The sequence below is a fragment of the Winogradskyella sp. genome, from assembly GCF_016744625.1.
In the GTDB taxonomy this organism is placed as follows: Bacteria; Bacteroidota; Bacteroidia; order Flavobacteriales; family Flavobacteriaceae; genus Winogradskyella.
Map to the genome: position 1 here is coordinate 24,992 of NZ_JADGDZ010000018.1, position 23,663 is coordinate 48,654.

General features: G+C 31.3%; 25 protein-coding genes. 15 read left to right on the forward strand and 10 right to left on the reverse strand.

Annotation, left to right across the window (positions count from 1 at the left end; all coding sequences use genetic code 11):
• Positions 1 to 92 precede the first annotated feature (92 nt).
• Positions 93 to 701, reverse strand: a complete 609-nt coding sequence (locus tag QZZ53_RS06110) for a trimeric intracellular cation channel family protein (protein WP_296382601.1) — start codon at positions 699 to 701, stop codon at positions 93 to 95.
• An 88-nt stretch (positions 702 to 789) separates the two neighbouring features.
• Positions 790 to 1,515 carry an RDD family protein gene (locus tag QZZ53_RS06115; protein WP_296382603.1) on the reverse strand — a complete coding sequence of 242 codons (726 nt, stop codon included), beginning with the start codon at positions 1,513 to 1,515 and terminating at the stop codon, positions 790 to 792.
• A 34-nt stretch (positions 1,516 to 1,549) separates the two neighbouring features.
• Here QZZ53_RS06115 and QZZ53_RS06120 point away from each other — a divergent pair, with 34 nt between their 5' ends.
• The 7 genes from QZZ53_RS06120 to QZZ53_RS06150 all read left to right on the forward strand — a co-directional run bounded on the left by QZZ53_RS06120 (position 1,550) and on the right by QZZ53_RS06150 (position 8,340).
• Positions 1,550 to 2,557, forward strand: coding sequence for a stage II sporulation protein M (locus QZZ53_RS06120; protein WP_296382605.1), 1,008 nt, complete (start codon positions 1,550 to 1,552; stop codon positions 2,555 to 2,557).
• On the forward strand, positions 2,554 to 3,474 hold the full coding sequence (locus QZZ53_RS06125; protein ID WP_296382607.1) for a hypothetical protein: 921 nt from the start codon (positions 2,554 to 2,556) through the stop codon (positions 3,472 to 3,474). Before QZZ53_RS06120 ends, QZZ53_RS06125 begins: the two co-directional genes overlap by 4 nt.
• Complete coding sequence (locus QZZ53_RS06130; RefSeq protein WP_296382609.1) at positions 3,467 to 4,195, forward strand: hypothetical protein; 729 nt, start codon at positions 3,467 to 3,469, stop codon at positions 4,193 to 4,195. Before QZZ53_RS06125 ends, QZZ53_RS06130 begins: the two co-directional genes overlap by 8 nt.
• Positions 4,188 to 5,393 carry a DUF4350 domain-containing protein gene (locus QZZ53_RS06135; RefSeq protein ID WP_296382611.1) on the forward strand — a complete coding sequence of 402 codons (1,206 nt, stop codon included), beginning with the start codon at positions 4,188 to 4,190 and terminating at the stop codon, positions 5,391 to 5,393. The genes QZZ53_RS06130 and QZZ53_RS06135 overlap by 8 nt, the downstream gene beginning before the upstream one ends.
• On the forward strand, positions 5,393 to 6,454 hold the full coding sequence (locus QZZ53_RS06140; protein WP_296382613.1) for a MoxR family ATPase: 1,062 nt from the start codon (positions 5,393 to 5,395) through the stop codon (positions 6,452 to 6,454). Before QZZ53_RS06135 ends, QZZ53_RS06140 begins: the two co-directional genes overlap by 1 nt.
• Before the next feature lie 53 nt (positions 6,455 to 6,507).
• On the forward strand, positions 6,508 to 7,785 hold the full coding sequence (locus tag QZZ53_RS06145) for a DUF58 domain-containing protein (RefSeq protein ID WP_296382650.1): 1,278 nt from the start codon (positions 6,508 to 6,510) through the stop codon (positions 7,783 to 7,785).
• Positions 7,786 to 7,920: 135 nt separating this feature from the next.
• A complete protein-coding gene (locus tag QZZ53_RS06150; protein WP_296382614.1) occupies positions 7,921 to 8,340 on the forward strand; it encodes a DUF2141 domain-containing protein in 420 nt (139 codons plus the stop codon).
• Positions 8,341 to 8,407: 67 nt separating this feature from the next.
• Here the strand turns inward: QZZ53_RS06150 and QZZ53_RS06155 are convergent, their stop codons facing one another.
• Genes QZZ53_RS06155 through QZZ53_RS06165 form a run of 3 tightly spaced genes read right to left on the reverse strand, consistent with a single transcriptional unit; the run spans position 8,408 to position 12,199 of the window.
• A complete protein-coding gene (locus tag QZZ53_RS06155; protein ID WP_296382617.1) occupies positions 8,408 to 10,708 on the reverse strand; it encodes a FecR domain-containing protein in 2,301 nt (766 codons plus the stop codon).
• 2 nt (positions 10,709 to 10,710) lie between these two features.
• Positions 10,711 to 11,631, reverse strand: a complete 921-nt coding sequence (locus QZZ53_RS06160) for a FecR family protein (RefSeq protein ID WP_296382619.1) — start codon at positions 11,629 to 11,631, stop codon at positions 10,711 to 10,713.
• A gap of 55 nt (positions 11,632 to 11,686) precedes the next feature.
• Entirely contained in the window at positions 11,687 to 12,199 is a 513-nt protein-coding gene (locus QZZ53_RS06165) for an RNA polymerase sigma-70 factor (RefSeq protein WP_296382621.1), read from the reverse strand.
• A gap of 133 nt (positions 12,200 to 12,332) precedes the next feature.
• Between QZZ53_RS06165 and QZZ53_RS06170 the strand changes: the two genes are divergently transcribed.
• On the forward strand, positions 12,333 to 13,850 hold the full coding sequence (locus QZZ53_RS06170; RefSeq protein WP_296382623.1) for a hypothetical protein: 1,518 nt from the start codon (positions 12,333 to 12,335) through the stop codon (positions 13,848 to 13,850).
• 90 nt (positions 13,851 to 13,940) lie between these two features.
• Here QZZ53_RS06170 and QZZ53_RS06175 read toward each other — a convergent pair whose 3' ends face one another.
• Entirely contained in the window at positions 13,941 to 14,420 is a 480-nt protein-coding gene (locus QZZ53_RS06175) for a Dps family protein (RefSeq protein ID WP_296382626.1), read from the reverse strand.
• A 103-nt stretch (positions 14,421 to 14,523) separates the two neighbouring features.
• Between QZZ53_RS06175 and QZZ53_RS06180 the strand changes: the two genes are divergently transcribed.
• Positions 14,524 to 15,462 (forward strand): LysR substrate-binding domain-containing protein, encoded by a 939-nt coding sequence (locus QZZ53_RS06180; protein ID WP_296382629.1) that lies wholly within the window; start codon positions 14,524 to 14,526, stop codon positions 15,460 to 15,462.
• A 27-nt stretch (positions 15,463 to 15,489) separates the two neighbouring features.
• On the opposite strand, the gene QZZ53_RS06185 is transcribed toward QZZ53_RS06180, so the two are convergent.
• The 3 genes from QZZ53_RS06185 to QZZ53_RS06195 form a co-directional block, all read right to left on the reverse strand.
• The gene (locus QZZ53_RS06185) at positions 15,490 to 15,687 is read right to left on the reverse strand and encodes a hypothetical protein (RefSeq protein ID WP_296382652.1); all 198 of its coding nucleotides are present in this window, start codon (positions 15,685 to 15,687) and stop codon (positions 15,490 to 15,492) included.
• A 229-nt stretch (positions 15,688 to 15,916) separates the two neighbouring features.
• Entirely contained in the window at positions 15,917 to 16,741 is an 825-nt protein-coding gene (locus QZZ53_RS06190; RefSeq protein WP_296382631.1) for a TIGR00266 family protein, read from the reverse strand.
• A gap of 142 nt (positions 16,742 to 16,883) precedes the next feature.
• Positions 16,884 to 17,339, reverse strand: coding sequence for a DUF4442 domain-containing protein (locus tag QZZ53_RS06195; RefSeq protein ID WP_296382655.1), 456 nt, complete (start codon positions 17,337 to 17,339; stop codon positions 16,884 to 16,886).
• A 145-nt stretch (positions 17,340 to 17,484) separates the two neighbouring features.
• Here QZZ53_RS06195 and QZZ53_RS06200 point away from each other — a divergent pair, with 145 nt between their 5' ends.
• The 5 genes from QZZ53_RS06200 to QZZ53_RS06220 all read left to right on the forward strand — a co-directional run bounded on the left by QZZ53_RS06200 (position 17,485) and on the right by QZZ53_RS06220 (position 22,022).
• On the forward strand, positions 17,485 to 17,931 hold the full coding sequence (locus QZZ53_RS06200) for a DUF4870 domain-containing protein (protein WP_296382632.1): 447 nt from the start codon (positions 17,485 to 17,487) through the stop codon (positions 17,929 to 17,931).
• 86 nt (positions 17,932 to 18,017) lie between these two features.
• The gene (locus tag QZZ53_RS06205) at positions 18,018 to 18,359 is read left to right on the forward strand and encodes a PadR family transcriptional regulator (RefSeq protein WP_296382634.1); all 342 of its coding nucleotides are present in this window, start codon (positions 18,018 to 18,020) and stop codon (positions 18,357 to 18,359) included.
• Complete coding sequence (locus QZZ53_RS06210; RefSeq protein WP_296382636.1) at positions 18,356 to 20,137, forward strand: PspC domain-containing protein; 1,782 nt, start codon at positions 18,356 to 18,358, stop codon at positions 20,135 to 20,137. Before QZZ53_RS06205 ends, QZZ53_RS06210 begins: the two co-directional genes overlap by 4 nt.
• Positions 20,138 to 20,249: 112 nt before the next feature.
• Positions 20,250 to 20,978, forward strand: coding sequence for a head GIN domain-containing protein (locus tag QZZ53_RS06215; RefSeq protein ID WP_296382640.1), 729 nt, complete (start codon positions 20,250 to 20,252; stop codon positions 20,976 to 20,978).
• Between the two features lie 207 nt (positions 20,979 to 21,185).
• Positions 21,186 to 22,022, forward strand: a complete 837-nt coding sequence (locus QZZ53_RS06220) for a DUF2807 domain-containing protein (RefSeq protein WP_296382643.1) — start codon at positions 21,186 to 21,188, stop codon at positions 22,020 to 22,022.
• 72 nt (positions 22,023 to 22,094) lie between these two features.
• On the opposite strand, the gene trxB is transcribed toward QZZ53_RS06220, so the two are convergent.
• Positions 22,095 to 23,078: a thioredoxin-disulfide reductase gene (gene trxB / locus QZZ53_RS06225; protein ID WP_296382646.1), complete on the reverse strand. Its 984-nt coding sequence runs from the start codon at positions 23,076 to 23,078 to the stop codon at positions 22,095 to 22,097.
• A 160-nt stretch (positions 23,079 to 23,238) separates the two neighbouring features.
• Here trxB and QZZ53_RS06230 point away from each other — a divergent pair.
• Positions 23,239 to 23,663: hypothetical protein (locus QZZ53_RS06230; protein WP_296382648.1), on the forward strand; the 425-nt coding region annotated here is incomplete at its 3' end.

Sequence of the window (23,663 nt, forward strand, 5' to 3'; positions counted from 1 at the left end):
GATGCATTTTAGAACTATAGAAATTGAACACAAATATGAAGACACCCAAATAAAAACCACTATAAAGTCTGGTAATTATCTGTAGAAGAGACTTATTCTTTCTTATAAATATTAGGTAAGCTAATTTTAAAAATTACTGCCAATAACCTGATAGTAATAACGACACTCAAAGCAATTACAAAAACTAGGTTTTGATCATCAATAAATTCGCGTAATACAAAATAAGTGATACCACCAAAAATACAAGCCGTAGCATAGATTTCTTTTCTGAATATTACAGGAATTTCATTACACAGTATATCTCTTATTACACCACCAAAGCAGGCAGACATAGTACCCAAAGCAATACAAATTATAGGATGCAAGTCTGCGTTTAGGCCTTTTTCAATCCCGATAACGGTATATAAACCTATACCAATAGTATCAAACAAAAAGAGTGATTTTCTAAGATGTTTTATTTGATTTCTAAACACTACAGCAAGAAATACAGCAGCTGCAATAACATAGATAAAAAGCATATCTTTCATCCAAAAAACTGGTGTATATCCAATAAGTAAATCGCGTAATGTTCCACCACCAACTGCAGTGACAAAGGCAATAATGAAGACACCAAAAGGGTCCATGCGTTTATTCATAGCAACCAATACGCCAGAAATAGCGAAGGCTATGGTTCCTAAAATATCAATGGTTTGGATAAACATAGTTTGTTTCTCTTATTTGTGAGATCCCGAAACAAGTTCGGGATAAGCGATTCATACAATTTTGCTAAATGCAAATTTGATTCTCTGCTTACATATTCTGAGTATAGTAATTATAATCCTTTAAAATAGTATCTATAAACTGAACATCATACAACTTCGTTTCAATTTGTAATGTATCACAAATCTTATTTTTAAGTATAGTCAATGTCTTAAAATCATTGTTCTTCCTCGATATGGTATATGCATCTTTTATAATCCTAACATCTTTATCTGTTAACTGTGTAACATTACTAAATACAGGTTCATAGTCATCATTAATATCTTCGAGAATTGTACTTGATATTTTGTGCTTTTTCTTCACACTAATAACAATAGTTCCTGCTGCTGCATCTCCTACACGCTGTTTTTTGTCTGACAATAAAATACTTAAGATGCCTATAGATGGTGAGAATATCCATAAATCCACAATTCTAAGCATCCATCGTACAAAAAAGTTGTACCATTCTGTTGGCGAACCATCTACACTTACCACCTTAATTTTCATAATCATTTTTCCAATAGTTTGTCCACCAAAAACGATATGACATATTACCGAATAAAAAAGAGCAGGTAATGTAAACAAACCTAGGAAACCACGTCTTGTCCAACCATCAGCATCAAATATTTCTGAAATGGAAATTAGGTTTTCCATTATGGTCATGTAAGTAATTAAAATAACACCATCAATTAAGAAAGCTACCATACGTTCTCCTAAACCAATTAACTTGTAATTTAGGTTAACATTTTGTGCAGTGTTAATTGCTAATTTGCTCATTGAAATGTATATTCGTTTTAAATTAAAATGATTTATGCGCGAGGCATCTTTCGTGAAGCAAAATAAAGAAAAATGGATTGGTTTTGAAAACGCATTAGATAATAATGTGAAAATAAATCCAGATGACTTAGCTTCTTACTATATACAACTTACTAACGATTTATCTTATGCTCAGACTTACTATCCAGAGAGCAAGACCTTATTGTACCTAAATTCGTTGGCTTCGCAAGCACATCAAAAGATTTATATTACTAAAAAGGAATCTAAAAACAAGATTATTTCGTTCTGGAGAGATGAGTTTCCGCTTTTCTTTTATCAATACCATAAAACCTTGCTTTATGCATTCTTAATTTTTATGTCTGCAGTTATTATTGGTGTCGTTTCAACATTAAATGATGATTCGTTTATAAGACTAATTCTTGGTGATTCTTATGTTAATATGACCATCGAAAATATTGAAAAAGGAGAACCAATGGCTGTTTATAAAAGTGGCAGTAATATTGGTACCTTTTTAGGTATTACGATAAATAATATTAGAGTCGCAATTATTGCATTTGCACTTGGAGTGTTCTTTAGTGTTGGTACTATTTATGTACTATTTAGCAATGGAATAATGCTTGGAGCATTCATAACCTTCTTTTACAACTACGGTATTTTAGAAAAGACCTCAACAGTCTGGTTGCATGGTACAATAGAAATTTCGGTTATTGTTATTGCTGGTTGTGCAGGCTTAGTAATGGGCAATAGTTTCTTGTTTCCCAAAACCTATTCGAGACGCGTTGCTTTTATGAAAGGTGCTAAAGATGGCCTTAAAATAGTGGTAAGCACTATTCCGTTTTTTATCATCGCTGGCTTTATTGAAGGCTTTATTACACGATATGGTGAACAAATGCCTTCGTTTTTAGCTTATGGTATCATTTTTATTTCACTTTTTGTTATAGTATATTATTATATTATTTATCCAATAGCTTTGAATAAAGTAAATCATGCTGAGCGCAATCGAAATACATCACAATTAATACCCAAATCCCAAATAACGTGAACGAAAAGTATATTGAATTAAGAACTAGAAGTACGTTTGGAGATATTATAAACACTTATTTTCTTTTCCTGAAACATAATTTTAAAGCATACACTAACTTATACCTTAGATATAATGCTATAAGCATTATTCTTACACTCATTTGCTCGTATTTGTTAGTCACAGGTTTTATGGGGTTAGCGAGTAGAGATTTTAGATTTGGAATGAGTAACAACGTAGAAACCGAAAGCTATTTTATTGCTGGTGTGGTGATTCTTTTATTAATTGTCTTTGTAACCTCATTAATCAATTATAGTTTTTCTAGTGCTTATGTCGCTGAATATGCCAATAATGATGGAGAAATAGACTCTAAAAATATCTGGAGAAGCATCTTAAATAATCTTGGAACCATAATAGTATTCATTCTCATTGGTGCCTTAATGTATGGTGTCTATTTAGCTATTTCAGTAATGATTTCATTTATTCCACTTTTAGGAATGATTGTACAGTATGGACTAAGTTTTACATTAGCTGCTGTTTTTGGATTAACCTTTATGTCCATATTTTCTTCTAAGAAAAGTTTTGGCGAAGCTATTTCTGAAGGTTTTGATTTCACCTTCTCTCAGTTTTGGCGCATTGTCTTATTTGGTTTGGTTATCGGTATTCTTAACCTTATGATTTCTGCACTTATCGTTTCTATACCAAGTGTTATCATTGGTATTTATGTTTACTTTTCTGTTGAAAGTAGCATAGACCTAACAACAAATACATTTGCAACTTTGGTGTTTACATTTGGCTTTGCTATGTTTCTATTATCGTTTATATACACTCAAGCCCTATCGCAATTGGCTTATGGAATTCTTTACTACAACATTAACGAAGTAAAGTACAATGGTTTCCTTCAAAAGAAAATAGATCAAATTGGTATTAATGAGTAAATCGAAACTCAGACATATCAATACATATATAATGACCATATTTGGTTCGTCTATACTATGGGCTCAAGATGTCATTGTTAAAAGAGATTCTTCAAATATTGATGTCACCTATTTTAAAGACAACTTTAAAGACAATTATGCAAGTGATGATTTTAATTATTCTATAAATGATACTGGTGGCATTAACTTAATGCAACGCATTCTTAGAAAATTTTTCAATTGGATGAGTGACCTCTTTGGATTCGACATTGATTTTGTTGATTACAAGACCTTAGAATACATTGTCTATGGATTACTCGGTTTAATCGTATTATACTTACTGATTAAATTTTTACTACAAAACCCAGTGAGTTCTGTCTTTAAAACTGAAAACAAAACCATCGATGGATTTAGCTATGTTGAAGAAAACATTGAACAAATTGATTTTGATAAACTTATAACTAAAGCACTGAAAGAAAATAATTACAGATTAGCAACACGCTATCTCTATCTTAAATCTTTAAAATCTTTAGCAAATAAAAAAACTATTGAATGGCATTTCGATAAGACTAATTCAGACTATCTCAATGAAATAAAAGACTCAAAATTGAAAGCATTGTTTAAACGTGTTTCTTATATCTACGACTATGTATGGTATGGAGAATTTCCGATTGACGAAGCAAGTTTCAATAAAAACAAAGACGATTTTAATCAACTTATAAAAACAGTACAACATGGATAAGCGTTCTAAAATAGCGCTCTATATTATTGGTGCAGTGATTGTTTTTATGATGATTGCTGAAGTTACCAAACCAAAAGCATTAAACTGGCGCGATTCATTCTCTGCAGCAGATAAGATACCTTTGGGCTGCTATGTGCTTTTTAATGAGTTAGAAACCTTTTCGGATGAAGACATGTTAACTTCAGAAGAATCTATATATCAATACTTAAAGAAAGTTGACACAACAACTCAGAAAACTTTAGTGCTTATTAATAATCGCATCTCCTTTGACTCAGAAGAATCTAATGCTTTACTAAATTTTGTAGAAAAAGGAAATTCCGTTTTTATTAGTAGTACTTATGCTTATGGAAATGTTTTAGACTCTATTAACATTGGTATAACACGACAATACACTAATCTGTACAAAAAAGAATCTGAGAGTAAATTTACAAGCCCAAGTCTTCAAAAAAATAATAGATTATTTAACGATGTTATTGAAAACAGTCACTTTACTTCTATAGACACATTAAAAACTACAATTTTAGGAACTATTACAACTAAAGATGAAGACGATATTGAACAAACCAATGCCAACTTTATAAAAGTAGCAGTTGGTGAAAACAATGGTCAATTTATTTTGCACACCAATCCTTTTGCATTTACCAATTACCATCTCATGGATGATAAAGAAGATTATGCTGCAACGGTTTTATCCTATCTACCAAAACAACAAATTATTTGGGATAATAATTATAAAAGCGGACGTAAAGTGATTACAAGTCCGTTACGTTACATTCTACAAAACACAGCATTGAAATGGGCTTTTTACGTTAGTATGCTAGGCTTAATTTTATTTGTCATTTTCAGAGGTAAACGCGTACAACGGATTATTCCTGTGATAAAAAAACTAGACAATGCTACTGTAGATTTTACAAGAACTATTGGAGAATTGTATTATCAGCATGGTGATTTTACTAATATTATTGAAAAGAAAACTCAATATTTCCTAGAGTTTGTAAGAACTAACTACTACTTAGACACCAATCAATTCAACCCTAGTTTTATAGAAAAATTAGCCACTAAATCGAGTAACACAAAAGAAACAACCAAAACCTTAGTCGATTACTTAGTCTTTTTGAAATCGAAAACAAATCATACTGAGCAAGAGCTCATAGAACTGAATAAAAAAATAGAACACTTTACAAAACATAAGCTATAATGGAAGATCAAGACACACCATCATCAGAAAACTTAGATGAGACAAATCATAGTGAAACTAATACACCTAATGAAACTACTGAAAACACATCAGAAGATTTTAAAAGTCGTTTAGACCTCAAACCGCTTCAAGATAGTGTTGAAGATATTAAGCAAGAAATTGCGAAATTTATTGTTGGACAAAATGAAATGATTGAACTCTTAATCATTTCTATTTTAACTAATGGCCACTCTTTAATTGAAGGTGTTCCTGGTGTCGCAAAAACAGTTACTGCAAAGTTATTAGCAAAAACTATGGATGTAGATTTTAGTCGAATTCAATTCACACCAGATTTAATGCCTAGTGATATCTTAGGAACTTCAATTTTCAATGTAAAAACTAGCGAGTTCGAATATAAAAAAGGACCAATCTTTTCTAATATTGTGTTGATTGATGAGATTAACAGAGCACCAGCAAAAACGCAAGCTGCTTTGTTTGAAGTGATGGCAGAACGCCAAATCACAATGGATGGCACACGTTATGAGATGGAACTACCATTTTTAGTGTTTGCAACCCAAAACCCAATTGAGCAAGAAGGAACCTATCGCCTACCTGAAGCACAATTAGACCGTTTTCTATTTAAAATAGAAGTTGATTATCCATCTTTAGAAGATGAAGTTCAAATATTAGTTGATAATCATCATAGACAGGACAGTATGGATTTTAACACCATATCTTCTGTACTATCTGCTGCTGCTATTAAGAAGTACCAAAACCTAATTAAACAAATTGTAGTAGAAGACAATCTCTTAAATTATATCGCTTCAATTGTTAACAATACACGTACTAATGCGAATTTATATTTAGGAGCATCTCCTAGAGCCTCAATTGCCATATTAAATGCTGCAAAAGCAAATGCAGCTATAAGTGGTAGAGATTTTGTAACACCAGATGATATTAAACGCTGTACAAAAGCAGTTCTAAAACATCGATTGGTCTTAACACCAGAACGAGAAATGGAAGCTTTTACAGTTGACAAAGTTGTAGATCAGATTCTTGAAACGATTGAGATTCCGAGATAGTGAAGCGTTTCTTTAAACATACCTATTTAACCTTTCGGTTTTTCCTTATAGCATTGGCATTTGTGGCATTGTTTATCTTGGCATACATCTATCCAGGATTATTAAGTATTGTAACCGCATTATTCTTTGTTGCTATAGGATTGGTGGTAATTGACCTTATCTTATTATTTAAACAAAAAGGAATTTCGGCATCACGTATTTTACCAGAAAAATTGAGTAATGGTGATGATAACCCAATTGAAATTACATTACAAAACAACTATAACTTTATTGCAGATTTATTGTTGATTGACGAGTTGCCATTTCAGTATCAAAAGCGTGATTTTGAAATCAATACGCAACTTAAAAAACACGATCAAAAGAAAATAACCTACACCTTAAGACCTCTAGAACGTGGCGAATATTACTTTGGCAATTTAAATATATATGTTAACTCTCCAATTGGTTTAGTAACCAGACGTTTTCAGTTTGCGAAAGATGCTATGGTGCCAAACTATCCTTCATTTCTACAACTTCGTAAATACATGCTATTAGCATTTTCTAACAAACTATTTGAATATGGTTTAAAGAAAATAAGACGAATTGGTCATACCATGGAATTTGAGCAAATTAAAGACTATGTAAATGGAGATGATATAAGGAATATTAACTGGAAAGCCACAGCGAAGCGAAATCAATTGATGGTCAATCAATTTCAGGATGAACGCTCCCAACCTATTTACAGTGTTATTGATAAAGGCAGAGCTATGAAAATGCCGTTTAAAGGCTTAAGTCTTTTAGATTATGCCATAAACGCTACTTTAGTAATTAGCAATGTGGCACTCAAAAAACAAGACAAAGCCGGAATGTTTACCTTCTCTAGAAAGGTGGAAAATAAAGTGGTTGCTGAACGCAGACCATCACAGATGAATAAAATTCTGGAAACCTTATATAATGTGAATACTGATTTTTCTGAATCAGATTTCTCTAGACTATATATAGATATAAAACGTAGCTTAACACAACGTGGTTTAATTCTACTCTACACTAATTTTGAAACTTTAGATGCGTTACATCGTCAATTACCATATCTTCAAGCGATTGCAAAAAACCATCTTTTAGTTGTTATTTTTTTTGAGAATACAGAATTGCATAAATTAACTAATGTTGAAGCTTCTAATACCTTCGATATTTTTCAAAAGACTATAGCTGAAAAATTTATGTACGAGAAAAAACTTATTGTAAATGAACTTCAAAAACATGGTATTCAGTCAATTTTAACGGCTCCAGAGCACTTGACGATAAATACTATTAATAAATATTTAGAGATTAAAGCACGAGGATTACTTTAGTTAATCACCTTCAACTAAACAAAATACAACTCATCCTAATAAAGTTACAATTCAGTAACTACAATTATTTTTAAGAGCACTTTTGTTGGATATTTGAATCATCAAACAAATACAAACCTTTAAAACACAATCATCATGAAACATTTATTCTTAACAATCGCACTAGTTTTAACTTCAATATTTAGCTTCGCACAAGAAGATAAAGGCATTACAATTTCCGTTACTATTGATAATGTAAAAAATGATACAGGAAAAGTAATGTTATCATTACACACTTCTGAAACTTTTATGAAAGGAAAAGGTATAAAAACTGCTGAAACAGAAATTAAAGACGGAAAAATCACAGTAACATTTGAAAACGTTTTACCTGGAGAATATGCTATAATGGCTTTACACGATGAAAACGAAAATAAAAGAATGGATTTCCAAGATAATGGAATGCCAATTGAATCTTACGGAATGTCTAACAATGTAATGTCTTTTGGACCACCTCAGTATGATGACGCAAAATTCAATGTAGAAGGTAAAAATCTAGATTTAAACATTCGTTTCTAAAACAGAGATCATCAATCAATCGCATAAAAAAGCCATTAAGAAATTAATGGCTTTTTCTTTTCTGATTCTACCAGTAGAGCCTAACCATTAAATTTGGAGTTATTCCTATAGAATATTTTTCTATCAACTCTATGGGATCGTCTAAACTATTATTACCTCTATATTCTCTGCTTATTAAGTTCTTTCTGTTATAGATATTTCTAATAGACAAACCTACCTTACCTCTTAATCTATTACGCTTAGATATTTTAAAATTATAGATCGAAGAAAAATCCATTCGATGATAAATAGGTAACTCACCTGTGTTTATTCCATTATTAAATTCTAAATTATCACTATTATCTTGCGCTATAGTATATGGTTTTCCTGTTTGCCATTTCCAACCTAATGCAAATTGAAAACGCTTTAGCTGATAACTTAATGCAGTTGATATAGCATGACTGATATTAGATTTTGAAGTAAACTCATTACTGTCATTAAGATTTTCAAATATACTCTTAGAGCGGTTGTAAGAATAGCTCAACCATGAATTGAAACCATTAAATCGTTTCCTCATAAAAACATCAACTCCAAAAACATTTTGTTTCCCTATATTGAAATTACTATTATCCGGATTTAAAAACCCAAGTGATAATGCGGTAATGTTTTTCAATCTTTTATGGTAAGCATCAATATCTATACTCACATCTTTACCTGTATAAATAAATCCGCCAGATACATGCTGACTATTTATAATAGGAAACTCATTTCCATCAGCCAATCTCCATACTCTATTTTCTAATGAGAGGTCACTTAATATCGTTTCGTCAATCTCACTGATAATTTGATTTTTAATTTCTGCTGTGGCTTGAAATTTTAGATTTTCAAACAATGATCTATAAAACACTAATCTTGGTTCTAATCTTACAGCCTCTAATTCTTTAAAGTATGTGCTTCGAAATCCAATAGACACATCAAATAATTTTGGATTCTTATAATCATAACTTCCATATACACTATGGCTTTGTATTGTACGATCTTCAGTATCTAATACAAAAGAAAGATTTGTTCTGTTTAAAAATGCATAAGAAACATCTTTAAGTGTGTATTGGTAACCAAATGCTATAGCACTTGCTTTAGATGTATTAATAGTAACTTCTGAAGAAATCCCAGAATCGTAAATGGTGTTTCGCTTTTCAAAATCAGAAACTTGTTCATTATTTTCTATAGTAATAAAGTTATAATTCAGTTTATAATCAGATAAAAAAGCCGTTGTATTTTGAGTTATATTATCATTCCAATCCGTTTTCCAACCTACACCATATCCTATATTACTTGTTACCAATTTATCATTAAACAAACGGTTAGTTTCTGTGTCATTCTGAACATAATCTAATTGGTTATCTATAGAAATAACACTTGCATATAGACTATTATTCTTATTTGGCTTATAGTTAAGCTTTACGTTATAATCTAAAAACGAAAACTCATTATTATCATTTTCAGATTTGTTAATCTTGGTACTTTCAAAAACTTTGTCTGCCAACGGATTAAAAGTAAATGTTTCTAATACATCTACATAGCTTCGCCTAAATGAAGCTTGAATATTCATTTTATCCTTAATAACAGGAACCTCTATAAGAGCATCTCCATTAATACCATTAAAACCTAATTCAGCTTTTATATTTTTTGAAATATCTGAGTTTGAGGACATATCAATAACACTAGACAAACGTTCACCATATCTAGCATGAGAGCCTTTATTTATAAATTTAATCTCTGAAGTTACATTTGGATTCAGTGGAGAAATCATACCAAAAAGATGACCTTTGTGATAAATGTTTATACCATCCCAAATTAATCGATTTTGATCGGAAGCTCCACCTCTAACAAAAAAACCAGAAGCAGTCTCATTAGGACTTAAGACTCCTGGTAATAATTGAATACTTTCTAAAACGTCTGATTCTGTGAGACCTGGCAAAATACCAAGTTTCGATGGATACAATTTATAAGAACCATTACGATTTTTCACAATACCCTTAGTTAAATAACTCTTTACTATAACTTTATCGAGCTCATTTAAATCTGTTTCTTTTTCTAAAGATTCGTTTATAATGACATATCGATTATTTAAAATTTTATAGTTAAGTTTTGTCAGCTCCGTAATTGCTTCTAAAACTTCTCTAAGTGTACGCTTCTCTTTCTTTAACGAAATACGTTTATCACTTACATCATGGTCTTTATAAGAAAAAAGCACATCGTAAGTATCTTCAATTGTAATGAAAACATTAGTTAAAACCTCATCTTTAAATTCAATGTAAAAAGCCTCTTCTTGCGAAAAGGCTGATAATGGGAGTAACATTAAGACAAAGATATAGATTAACCTCATCTTTAATACCTCAGTTTAATGTTACGTTTTTCTTTTTCAAAATATTTTATGTGAAGAGTTTCAAAAACGGTTTTTAAAGCGACTTTGAGATTATTGTGCGGAAAACTACCAGAGAATATTGTTGTATCATCAATAGCGTCAGTATCAAATTTAATATTATACTGACTTTCTAAAGCCGAAATAACATAACGTACAGGCACACTCTTAAAGGTGCTTTCTCCTGCAATCCATGTAGGCCTAATAAGCTGTGTAATCGATGACTCTGATGGATGTCCATTTATTTTTCTAACAGAATTACTTGGTAGCAAAACATGTTCTGATTGAGTAGTCTTTACTTTTACTTTACCTTCATAACAAACTACATCAAAGAAATCGTTTGTAGAATTTACATTAAACTGTGTTCCTAAAACTGTAACAGATCCGTTATTAGTATTTACAGTAAATGTGCTACCTTTTTGAACTTTAAAAAAAGCTTCTCCATCTAAGCTAAGTGTTCTATTTTCCTTCCAATCTTCGTCATTATAACTAAGTTTAGATTTTGAATTTAAAATCACTTCAGAACCATCTAAAAGTGTAACAATTTTGCTTTCTCCAAAACCTGTTTCTATAATGATGTTGCTATTTCCGAAAATTGAAAACAAGCCAAAAAGTAAAACGAAGGAAGCAGCTATACCTATTGTCCAACTTCTATAAAGTGGTAGAACATTTGGAGTTTTATTGGTAATGCGTTGTTGTATTTTAGAGAAGCTTTCATCAATAGATCCATCTAATTGTTCAGAAATTCCAAAACCTTTTTTCAATTTCTGATAGGTTTTAAAATCATCTTCACTAACTAGAGTTTTCAGCTCTGCATCAGAGATGTCTCCCTCTAGCCATTGAGCTAAAAACGTATCCTTTTCTATATTTGAATTCTGATTTTCCATTTTTTATCTATACTTAAGACAACTTAAAGACTAAAAACCCTACCTCTTTGGTCAATTAAACATTTCCTATTTCTTTTCTCATGGTTATTAAAGCAAGATGCATACGCTTTTCTACAGCCTTTACTGAGATATTTAGCATTTCTGCAATGTCTTTATATTTTTTCTTTTCAATTCTATTTAATAGAAATACTTCTCGTTGCTTTTCTGGCAATGTTGCGATGGTATTTTCAAGTTTTTCCATGAATTCTTTCTCAAGCATTACAAATTCTGGGGATTCATTAGTGTCAAATTTTTTATTTTGTTCATTGTAGATTCTAACTACTTTTTCATGTTTTTTTTCATTTAAAAACATATTATTACCAATAGTATATAAATAGCTTTTTACTTTGTCGTAATCTACTTTGCTACAATTATTCCAAAGTTTCACAAAGGCATCTTGTAATATATCTTCAGCATTATCAACATCTTGAGTTTTATAAAAAAGAAAACGCCTCATGTCTTTTGCATAAGTTTTATAGACAAGCTCAAAAGTTTTTGAGTGACAAATATTGCGACTATCTTTAGACATTCAGGATTTTGATTGAACACTCAAAACTATGAAAAAAATAATTTGAAGAAAAAGTAGGGTTTTTAAATTATAAGTTGTCTTACTTCTGATTAACCTCGACAACATAGTTTTAACTTTATAAATTTTAACAAAAATGAAGACATTTAAATTTACACTATTTAGCATTGCCATGGCTTTTATGGTATTTGTTTCTTGTACCAATGATGAATCTGTAATCGAGGATCAACAATTAACAGAAGAAAGTGAATCTATAACCACTGCTCTAAACCAACTGAGAACACAATTTGATGATGATGGTAGCTTAGATGAATTTGAAAATCCTGTAGGAAATGTAGTTTTCGATTTTTGCTTTGATTTTGTATACCCTTTAGACTTATCTTTTAATAATGGATCTACAGTAACAGTAGATGATTTAGATGCCTTAATAGATGTTATCATCAACTCTACTGAAGATTTATATGTTAACGGCATAGCATTCCCTTTTGATGTAGAAACATATAACGAAGCTACAAATGCTATAGAAATTGTAACTATTAACAACGAAAATGATTTTATAAACTTATTAGAAAGTTGTGATTTTGATACTATAGAACCTTGTGAATGTTTTGAAGTTTATGACCCTGTATGTGTTGAAGTTTCTGATCCAAATGGTGAAACATTTATCATTACATATCCTAATGCTTGTTATGCAGAATGTAATGGATTTACAGAAGATGACTTTGCTGAAAACTGTGAAGAAGACTATAACTGTCCAGGAGGAAACGGTTGTTTTACATTTAATTTTCCGATAACAATCATAACTGATAATAATGAGACTTTAACAATAAACTCTCAAGAAGAATTAGATAACTCATTATATGACGCCTATTATTTTGATTTTGTTTACCCTTTTACAGTAACGTTAGAGGATGATGGTGAAATTGTTACCATAAATAGTCCTCAAGGTTTAGAAGATCTTTTAGAAGATTGTTTTGATGATAATGGTAATGATGAATGTGAAGAATGTGAAGATTCTCCAATTGAACCAATTTGTATTGAATACTCGACACCTTCAGGAGAAACTATAGTAACTGTTTTTCCAAATATGTGCTATGCTTTGTGCGCAGGTTTCACCCAAGATAATGTTGTAGTATGTGAAGACGATAATAATCCTGGTGAATGTGATGAATGTGAAAACACTCCTGTAGATCCAGTATGTGTAGAATATACAACTCCAAATGGTGTGACAGAAACAATTACTTTTCCTAATGCTTGTTATGCCGAATGTGCAGGATTTGATTCTGAAAATTTTGTTGACTGTGACAACAACCCGAACGAATGTAGTGAGCAAGATATATTTGCTTATTTATTAGAATGCCAATGGTATATGACAACTAGTCTTTACAATACTGTAAATGCTGAGTACGTACAGTTTTCTCAAGATGGAACATTAGAAATCTTCAATGAAGGATCTAACGACGCTGCAGCTAATGGTACTTGGAGTTTATCTTCTAATCCTTCTACAGGTGAAGTATTTGTCTTTTTTGGTATAGATACTGCTCCTCATGACATGATATCTCAATTAGATTGGACAGTTTTTCAATGTAATGAAGGGCGTGTTTTATTAGAATCTAACAACGAGTTTTTAGGGTTTGAACGTGACTGTGATTAAAATTAATTATTGCATCTACGCTTCAATTAAGTTAGTAAATTGATTAATAGCAAACCTTCAGGTTGATTCCTGAAGGTTTTTTTCTATGTACTAAACGGTTTCTCCTAACCAAGCTTTCATCATCCATACCGTTTTTTCTTGTTCGGTAATAAAATCACTCATCATAGAGTTTGTACCTTCGTCGTTAGCATCTCCGGAAGTTTCTAAAATAGCACGCTCCATTTTCAATAATTCCCTTAAAGAAGCTACAATAAGTTCTACTGCATTTTCATCTTTAGAGATATTTTTCCCAACTGGTACTTTAGCAGCTTTTGTATAATCTGCGAATGTATGCAAAGGTGTAGCACCTAGAGTTAAAATACGTTCCGCAATTTCATCTACCTTTAAATTTGCATCTGTATATAATTCTTCAAATTTAACATGCAAATCAAAAAATGCGCGCCCTTTTATATTCCAATGTATACCTCTTAAATTCTGATAATACAATTGAAAATTAGCTAATAACTGGTTTAAATCATCAGCTAATTCTTTAGTTTTTTTGGTATCTAAACCTATACTATTTAATATCATAATCTTATATTTTTTATCTATTCAAAATTACATTACAATTAATACGTTTTTACTATAGTTTTTATGAATAGTTTTTATACTTTTATAGTCTAAATGAATAGTTATGACAATTACACAATTAAAATACGCCTTAGCGATAGCTGAACATAAGAATTTTACAAAGGCTGCAGAAAAATGCTTTGTAACACAACCAACATTAAGTACACAAATACAAAAACTTGAAGATGAATTAGATATCATAATTTTTGATAGAGGAAAAAAACCTATTGAGTTAACTGATGTAGGGCGCAAAATAGTTTTCCAGGCACGAAATATAGTTAATGAAGCTGATCGTATTCAAGATATTGTAGATCAGCAGAAAGGGTTTATTGGTGGCGAATTTAGATTAGGCATTATTCCAACGGTTATGCCTACACTCTTACCTATGTTTTTAAACAATTTTATTAAAAAGTATCCTAAAGTAAAACTAAAGATTGAAGAACTCACAACCGAAGAAATCATAACACGTATAAGTGATGGTCATTTAGATGCAGCTATTGCTTCTACTCCTTTAGAAAGTGACAATATTAAAGAGCGTGTTCTCTATTACGAGCCATTTGTAGCGTACATACCAAATAGTCATAGACTAAGAGATAAAAAAACAATTGAAGTATCAGACTTAGATATTGAAGACATGTTACTCTTAGAAGATGGTCATTGTTTTAGAGATGGAGTAATTAATCTTTGTAAATCCTTTAAAAATCAAACTGATGATCATTTTCAGTTAGAAAGCGGAAGTATAGAAACCTTAATAAAACTGTCTAATGAAGGTATGGGAATGACACTTCTTCCTTACTTACATACTTTAGATGTTCAAGAAAAATTAAATACAAACTTAAGACATTTTAAAGAGCCTTCACCAGCTAGAGAAGTCAGTATTATTTATCATAAAAGTGAACTAAAAATGCAGATTATAGATGCAATGTACGATGTTATTTCTGGTATTATACGTGGAGCAATTGCGTTTCAGAATGTAGAAATTATAAGTCCTATTTCTAAATAAAAAAAGCGACTCGTAAGTCGCTTTTTTCTATGCTTTTAAATAAATTAAACATTGATTTAAATCTGGGTTCTGATTGATTAGGGACTGAATAAAAATTCTTAATTCTTCTAGTTCGTGTGGCAATAATCGTCTTACTGCTTTTTGCACTTCTTTACAGAATAATGTCGTATCAAAACTCACTTTGTTTAGTACAGTCTTAGTGTACTCATACATTGCTCTCGCCATAAGGTTTTTCAAGTTTTAGGTTTAATGAAAAGTAGATTTTTATCTATAGGCTATTGTTTCAATTATGTCTCTAAGGTAGAAAAAAAATAAGTTCAATCAGAAAAATATTCAAAGTTTAACAGCTATTTATGTTAAAAGTCAAAAATTACTCGATGAGTACATTAAAACAATGTGAACAATTCCTGCAACATAAACAGCTGACTTACTTAGTATTAGGTAAAATTATAATCTAAAACCGATTATCTCCATCCAACAAATCACCTAATCCACCAAGAATACTCCCTTCTCCCTTAGATTTACCTCCTCTAGGAACAGATGCTAAAACGCGACCTGCTAATCTACTAAATGGTAAAGATTGTATATAGACTTTTCCTGGACCTTGTAATCTTGCAAAGAATAAACCTTCTCCACCAAAGATTGAATTCTTTATGCCACCTACAAACTCAATATCGTAATCAATGCTTTGTGTAAAACCAATAATACAACCTGTATCTACTCGCAAAGTTTCGCCAGCTGCTAAGGTTTTTTCTGCTGTTGTTCCACCAGCATGCACAAATGCCATTCCATCACCTTCTAATTTTTGCATTATAAAACCTTCACCACCAAAAAGTCCTCGTCCAAGTTTTTTAGAAAATTCTATACCTACACTAACGCCCTTAGCTGCACACAAGAAAGCATCCTTTTGGCAAATAAACTTTCCTTCAAATTCATTTAAATCAATAGGTATGATTTTCCCTGGGTATGGAGAAGCGAATGAGACATTTCGTTTTCCAGTTAAGTCATTATAAAAAGCGGTCATAAACAAGCTTTCGCCTGTAAGGATTCGTTTTCCTGCACCTAATATTTTACCAAAAAACCCTGTATCTTTTCCTGAACCATCTCCAAAAATAGTATCCATTTTTATACCATCGTCCATCATCATAAAACTGCCTGACTCTGCAATGACTCCTTCTTGTGGGTCTAGCTCTATTTCTACATATTGCATTTCTTCTCCGTAAATACGGTAATCTATTTCGTGTGCATTTCTGTTGTTATAATCTGGTAGTTTTTCCATAGCTAATTATTTAAATGTTTAAGATACTGAAACAAGTTCAGTACAAGTTGATTCTTTTATATGTTGCAAATACTTTTGTTTTGTTACATAAAGTTATCTTTCGACATTGAGATTGTTACGTCCTTCGTTCTCGCAATGACAACTAGCTTTTAACTTTGAGTGTCCATTCAAAATTAAAAGTGGAAACCTCTACTCCATCTTTATTAATACCATTAGCGTTCAGCCATACTGTCTGGCCTTCACCAGTTTCTATGGCTTTTGCAATAGCTTCATCTATTTTTAAACCTTCTTCACACTTAAAAGTAATTCTGCCTGTTGCTTTCTTTGTAAACGATGCATTATTATTTGCAACTAACATCGATACTTTTCTTCCACTTTCTTTAATCTTTTTCATTACTAATGCTCCAGTTGTTAACTCTGCTGCCATACCTTGTACAGCCCAAAACATAGAATTAAATGGATTTTGATTAATCCAACGATGTTTTACAGAAACCACACAAGTTGTATCATCCAAATGTTTTGTTCGCACACCAGTAAAATAGGCTGCAGGTAGCTTAAACATTAGGAATGTATTTAGTTTTGAAGGTGAGATATTCATATTAAAGATTAAAATTTCTACTAAAATAATTGAAATATTCAAGCTTAACTAATGTTAATAAAATGTTAATTTTTAGTACTATGCGTAACATAATACCTTTTTAAAGACATATATTTGTATAAGCAACTATTATATACTTTTAAAAATGTTAGACAACCACCACAAAAATTTAGCAACATTTATACATCTTTCGACCTTTTCAAGATTTATAATTCCTTTTGGCAATTTTATTGGCCCTATAGTATTATGGGCTGCGAATAAAGAAAAGTCTGAGTTTATAGATCAGCATGGTAAACAAGCGATTAATTTTCAAATTAGTGTTTTACTCTATGCTATTATAATAGGAACTATAACTGTACCTTTTTTCATCTTTAATTTATTTAACGGTATGGATGTTATCGATTTTCATGGATTTCATAATTTTCATATTAATGTAGGAAAACCTTCTCCTCTATTATATATAGGAGGTGGTTTAGGAGCTCTAGCAGTTATTGGTTTTATAATAGAGCTTGCCCTTATCGTTAAAGCAAGCTTGTCTGCAAGAGATGGTAATATGTATAAATACCCATTGACCATCAATTTTTTAAAGTAATTTATGCTGAACTCGTTTCAGTAATCAAAATATTCATCAATAATCAATCAAAAAATGAGCAGTTTAATCGAATTAAAGACACATTTATGAAAATAGAAAACACAAAAGCACAAATGCGTAAAGGTGTTCTGGAGTATTGCATTTTATCCATTTTAAAGGATAATGATGCTTATGTCGCAGAGATTCTAGGCACACTAAAAGACGCAAAAATGCTTGTTGTAGAAGGAACTATATATCCACTATTAACAAGATTGAAGAATGCTGGATTGCTCAATTACCGTTGGGAAGAATCCACTTCTGGACCACCAAGAAAATATTATGGTCTTACAGAAACAGGTAAACTGTTTCTTAAAGAATTAAACTCTACATGGAGTGACTTACAAAATGCCGTAAACCTAGTAACAAGTACAAAAACAACAGAGAAATGAATAAAACAGTCAATATAAATTTAGCAGGTATATTCTTCCACATAGATGAAGATGCATATCTTAAATTACAACGCTATCTTGAGGCTATAAAACGTTCATTTACAGACTCTCAAGGTCGTTCGGAAATTATTTCGGATATAGAAGCTCGTATAGCAGAATTGTTTGCAGAGCGTATACAAAATGAAAAACAAGTTGTTGGTGTAAAATTAGTCGATGAGGTGATTACCATTATGGGACAACCTGAAGATTATTTAGTCGATGACGAGATATTTGAAGACGAACCTCAACCTAGACAAAGACACACGTCTAGACCATCTAAAAAACTATATAGAGATACAGATAATTCTTATATAGGTGGTGTAGCTGCAGGTCTAAGCCATTATTTTGGAATAGAATCTATATGGTTACGTTTAATCTGGTTATTATTAGCCATAGGCTCTGGTGGTACATTTATTTTAATCTATCTTATTTTCTGGGCTTTAGTACCAGAAGCAAGTACCACTGCTGAGAAACTAACCATGACTGGTGATGCTGTTAACATCAGCAACATTGAAAAAAAAATTAAAGACGGCATTGATACCGTTTCTGAAACTGTAAGAAATGTCGATTTAAAAAAACATGGAGAAAAACTTAAGGAAGGTTTTGACAATGTTTCGGATAACATATCTGACACAGTAAAAAGTGTCGATTTTCAAAAGCAAGGCAACCGATTAAAATCGAGTTCTCAAACGTTCTTTGACTCTATTGGGAGCATAATGATGTTTTTCCTTAAAGTATTAGCAAAGTTCATTGGTATTATCTTAATCATTGTTGGTATTAGTACTTTGATAACATTAATAGTAGCATTATTTACCGTAGGTTTAGTAGATTCCATTCACTTTCCTGGTATGGATTTATTATATGTTGCTAATGCTGCCAACATTCCTCTTTGGTTAATATCAATGTTACTCTTCTTTGTTTTTGCTATACCATTCTTTTTTGTCTTTTACTTAGGACTAAAGATTTTGGTTAACAATTTAAAGTCAATAGGAAATGTAGCTAAGTTCACTTTACTTGGGTTATGGCTAATGGCAATAATTGGTCTTTTTATTATTGGTGCTAAGCAAGTTACCGAACATGCTTTTGACGCTAAGGTTACCAATACTGAAGCATTAAACATTAAATCTAATGATACCATAAATTTAAACAGATTAAAATTTGACCAATATAGTAGCCCTTTTTATAGTCATAATAATGAATTTAAAATCATAGAAGACGATAACGGAAAAAGTATTATCTCCTCAGATATAAGATATATTGTAAAATCTACTACTGACTCTATAGCTTCTATTACAATTGAAAAGAAAGCTACTGGAAGTAATTATAATGTAGCAAGGACTAGAGCAGAAAATATTAACTATAATTATGCATTGTCTGATGGCAATCTAAATTTAGATGATTACCTATCTACTGATGTAGATAATAAATATAGTGAGCAAGAAGTGCGGTTAATTATTAATTTACCCGAAGGAACAACGCTTTTTACCAATAAAAATTTTCCTAAATACTATAACCGTATAGTTTATTACAACGATATTTTGCACAAGGCTAAAAGAGGTCATTACTATAAAATTCTAAAGGATGATATAGAATGCTTAGACTGTATTGAGGAAGTTGAAGAAAAAATTGAACGAATTGAAACCTCAACTAAAGAACAGTCGTCTAATGAGGATAAACCAGAAGTTAGTCTTCAAATTAATGATGAAGATGGTGTTACTTTAGAAGTAAATGACAATTGAGAATAAACATTCAACAGTTCAGTAGTATTAAATTTAAATCAAACAAAAAGCTACAGATATTTGTAGTGTAATTCATCAATCAAAAAGCGAATCAATTAAAAAATCAAAAATCATGAGCACATTAACAAGAATTATTATCTCTAGTATCGTAAGTATACTAATGCTATCCTGTAATTTTTCTATGAATATAGGAGAAGGAGTAGATGGCAACAGAAATGTAGTAACAGCAGACCGAGACATTTCTAGCGACTTTAGCTCTATAAAAGTAAGCCAAGGATTAGACCTTTACATTACACAATCTAATGATGTATCCTTAAGTATTGAAGCAGATGAAAACCTTCACGATCTTATTATGACCAAAGTAGAAAACAGTGTTCTAAGTATATACACCACTGAGAATATTCGAAAAGCAGCTTCAAAAAAAATAATGCTAAGTATATCTGATATTTCAGCAATAAAGGCAACTAGTGGTAGTGATGTTTACTCAACAAACACTATTGAAGTTGATGACTTAGAATTAAATACTACAAGTGGAGCAGATATGAAATTAGATGTTACAACTCAAACATTAAATTGCCATTCTACTAGCGGAAGCGATATCAATATTAGTGGTACCACTAATATTTTAATTGCTGAAGCAACTAGTGGAAGTGATATTGAAGCCTCTAACTTAAAATCAGAAACCTCTAAAGTAAAAGCAACAAGTGGAGCAGACATATCAGTAAACACTTCAAAAGAATTAACAGCTAGAGCTACAAGTGGTGGAGATGTAAGATATTCTGGCAATCCAGAAAAAGTGAATAAATCAGATAGCTCTTCAGGTAGTGTAAGACAGCAATAAAATCAATCTGTACTGAACTCGTTTCAGTATCAACCTAATATAGATAGGGATTACCAAAACCTATATCTTACTTACAGCCAATCAATTATAAGCCATTTCAAATTCTTTATAGAGTTTGGGATGGTTTTTGTATATCTTTGTTTAACTGCTTTAAAAGTGACCATATTAATCATTTGTGTCCTATATAAAGTATAATAGATATATTACATGAAAAAAATATTACTCATTCTGGTATTAATGATTATAGCCACACCAATTGTTACGGCACAATCAACAGAAAAAATTAAAGGTGATAGAAACGTTACCATTAAACAGACCTATATCGATGATTTTGAAACTATTATAGTTGATGGAAATTTTTCAATAGAGATTGTTTACAACAGTAAGCCTTCTGTTAATGTTGAAGCTGATGATAACTTACATCAAGTCATTCAGTTCAATGTTGTAGATGGTGTACTCACTTTTGTAGAAACCATTCGTATTACATCTAAAAAGAAGTTAAACATTACCGTAAACTATGGTGATGCTCTAAAAAGCATAGAAACCAAAGATGATGGAGAAATTAGATCCTTAACATCTATGGAACTTGGAGATGCTACTCTTACAACATCTGATAACTCTAGAGCTTATTTGAATATTAGAGCTAAAAACTTTCTATACAAAAGTTCTGGTAAGTCTAAAACACGACTGAATCTAACTGCAGACTCTACTAAGGTTGAGCTTAGTGATAATAGTAAACTCGATGCTTTAATAAACAGTAAAACAGCTGACTTTGATTTATACCTGCGCTCTGATGCTGTGATTGAAGGTTCAGCAACAAATTCTGTTATTAAATTAGATAACTCCACAAATTTTAATGGAGCAAAGTTCGATGTTAAAACTGCTGATATAAACTTAGAAGATAGTAGTGATTTAACAATTTCAACTACAGAAAGTATAATAATTGCTGCTTCAGGAAATAGTGAAATCTATCTTTATGGAAGTCCTGCAATTACAATTACTAAATTTGAAGATACTGCAAAACTTCAAAAGAAGAAACGCTAAGAGTCATTATCGATTACAAACAAGAAAGCCGAAGTAACTAACTTCGGCTTTCTTGTTTGTATATATTATTTACTAATTGTAAGACGATGTAGCTACTTCAAAATCTGCATCTTTAGCCGCTAAATAACGTTCAGCGTCTAGTGCTGCCATACAACCTGTACCAGCAGCAGTAATAGCTTGTCTGTATACGTGGTCAGCGGCATCACCACTTACAAATACACCTTCAACATTTGTTTTACTCGTTCCTGGAACAGCATTTATAATATAACCTGTTTCATCAAGATCTAAATAATCTTTAAAGATATCTGTATTAGGCTTATGACCAATGGCAACAAAAAATCCTGTAGAAGGTATCTCATGTTTCTCTTTTGTTTTGTTATTAAAAACACGTACACCTGTTACCACTTGTCCATCACCTAAAACTTCGTCAGTTTCAGTATTAAACAAAATTTCTATATTCTCTGTATTCTTAACTCTGTTAGCCATGATTTTAGAAGCTCTAAACTCATCACGTCTTACCAACATGGTAACTTTCTTACATAACTTTGATAAATAGTGTGCTTCCTCGGCAGCAGAATCACCAGCACCAACAATAACAACTTCTTGATTTCTATAGAAGAAACCATCACAAACTGCACAAGCAGATACACCTCCACCTAACTTTAAATATTTTTGTTCAGACGGTAATCCTAAATATTTTGCGGAAGCTCCTGTAGAAATAATAATTGTTGAGGCATGAATTTCCTTTTCATCATTTACCCATACTTTATGGACATCACCAGAAAAATCAACTTTAGTTATCCAACCATGACGAACATCAGCACCAAAACGTTCAGCTTGCTTTTGCAATTGAATCATCATTTCTGGCCCTGTAATTCCATCAGGATATCCAGGGAAGTTTTCAACATCATTTGTGGTAGTTAATTGACCACCAGGTTGCGTTCCTTGATATAAAACAGGGAACATATTAGCTCTAGACGCATAAATTGCAGCTGTATATCCTGCAGGTCCAGAACCTATTATTAAGCATTTTACTTTTTCAATTGAATCAGACATATTTTATGTTTTATTACAAAACAAAAGTAGGTTTTTTGGGCAAATCCTTACATAGAAGTTATTAACACTCGTTATGATGTTATAAATTTTATAAATCCATCTCAACTTTGCTCATAATTTTGTAATTTATAGGTGTTTAACACATTAAATCTAATTAATCATGAAATCAAAATTTTTAATTATTGGACTTCTATTTATCATTATATGCTCCTGCAAAGACACTACTGAAAGTGACGTTGAAGTAGCTACTACAGAAGAAATTCCTGTTGATAAAGCTAATTTAAAAGGAACTTGGGAGCTTGTTGGATTTTATAATTATAAGGATAATGTCGTGGTAGATTCTTTTAAAACATCTTCAAATTCTAGGCAATTAAAAATGTACACTGATACTAAAGTGATGTGGTGTAAACATAAACCTGCAGATTCTTCAGAATGGTTTGGTTACGGAACCTATAATTTTAAAGACAATACACTAATAGAAGTATTAGATTTTGGATCAGCAGTAATGGATGATGTAATAGCAGAAAAGAAACAATTTAAATTTGAACTGCAACTACAGTCAGATCGTTTTCAACAGATTGAATT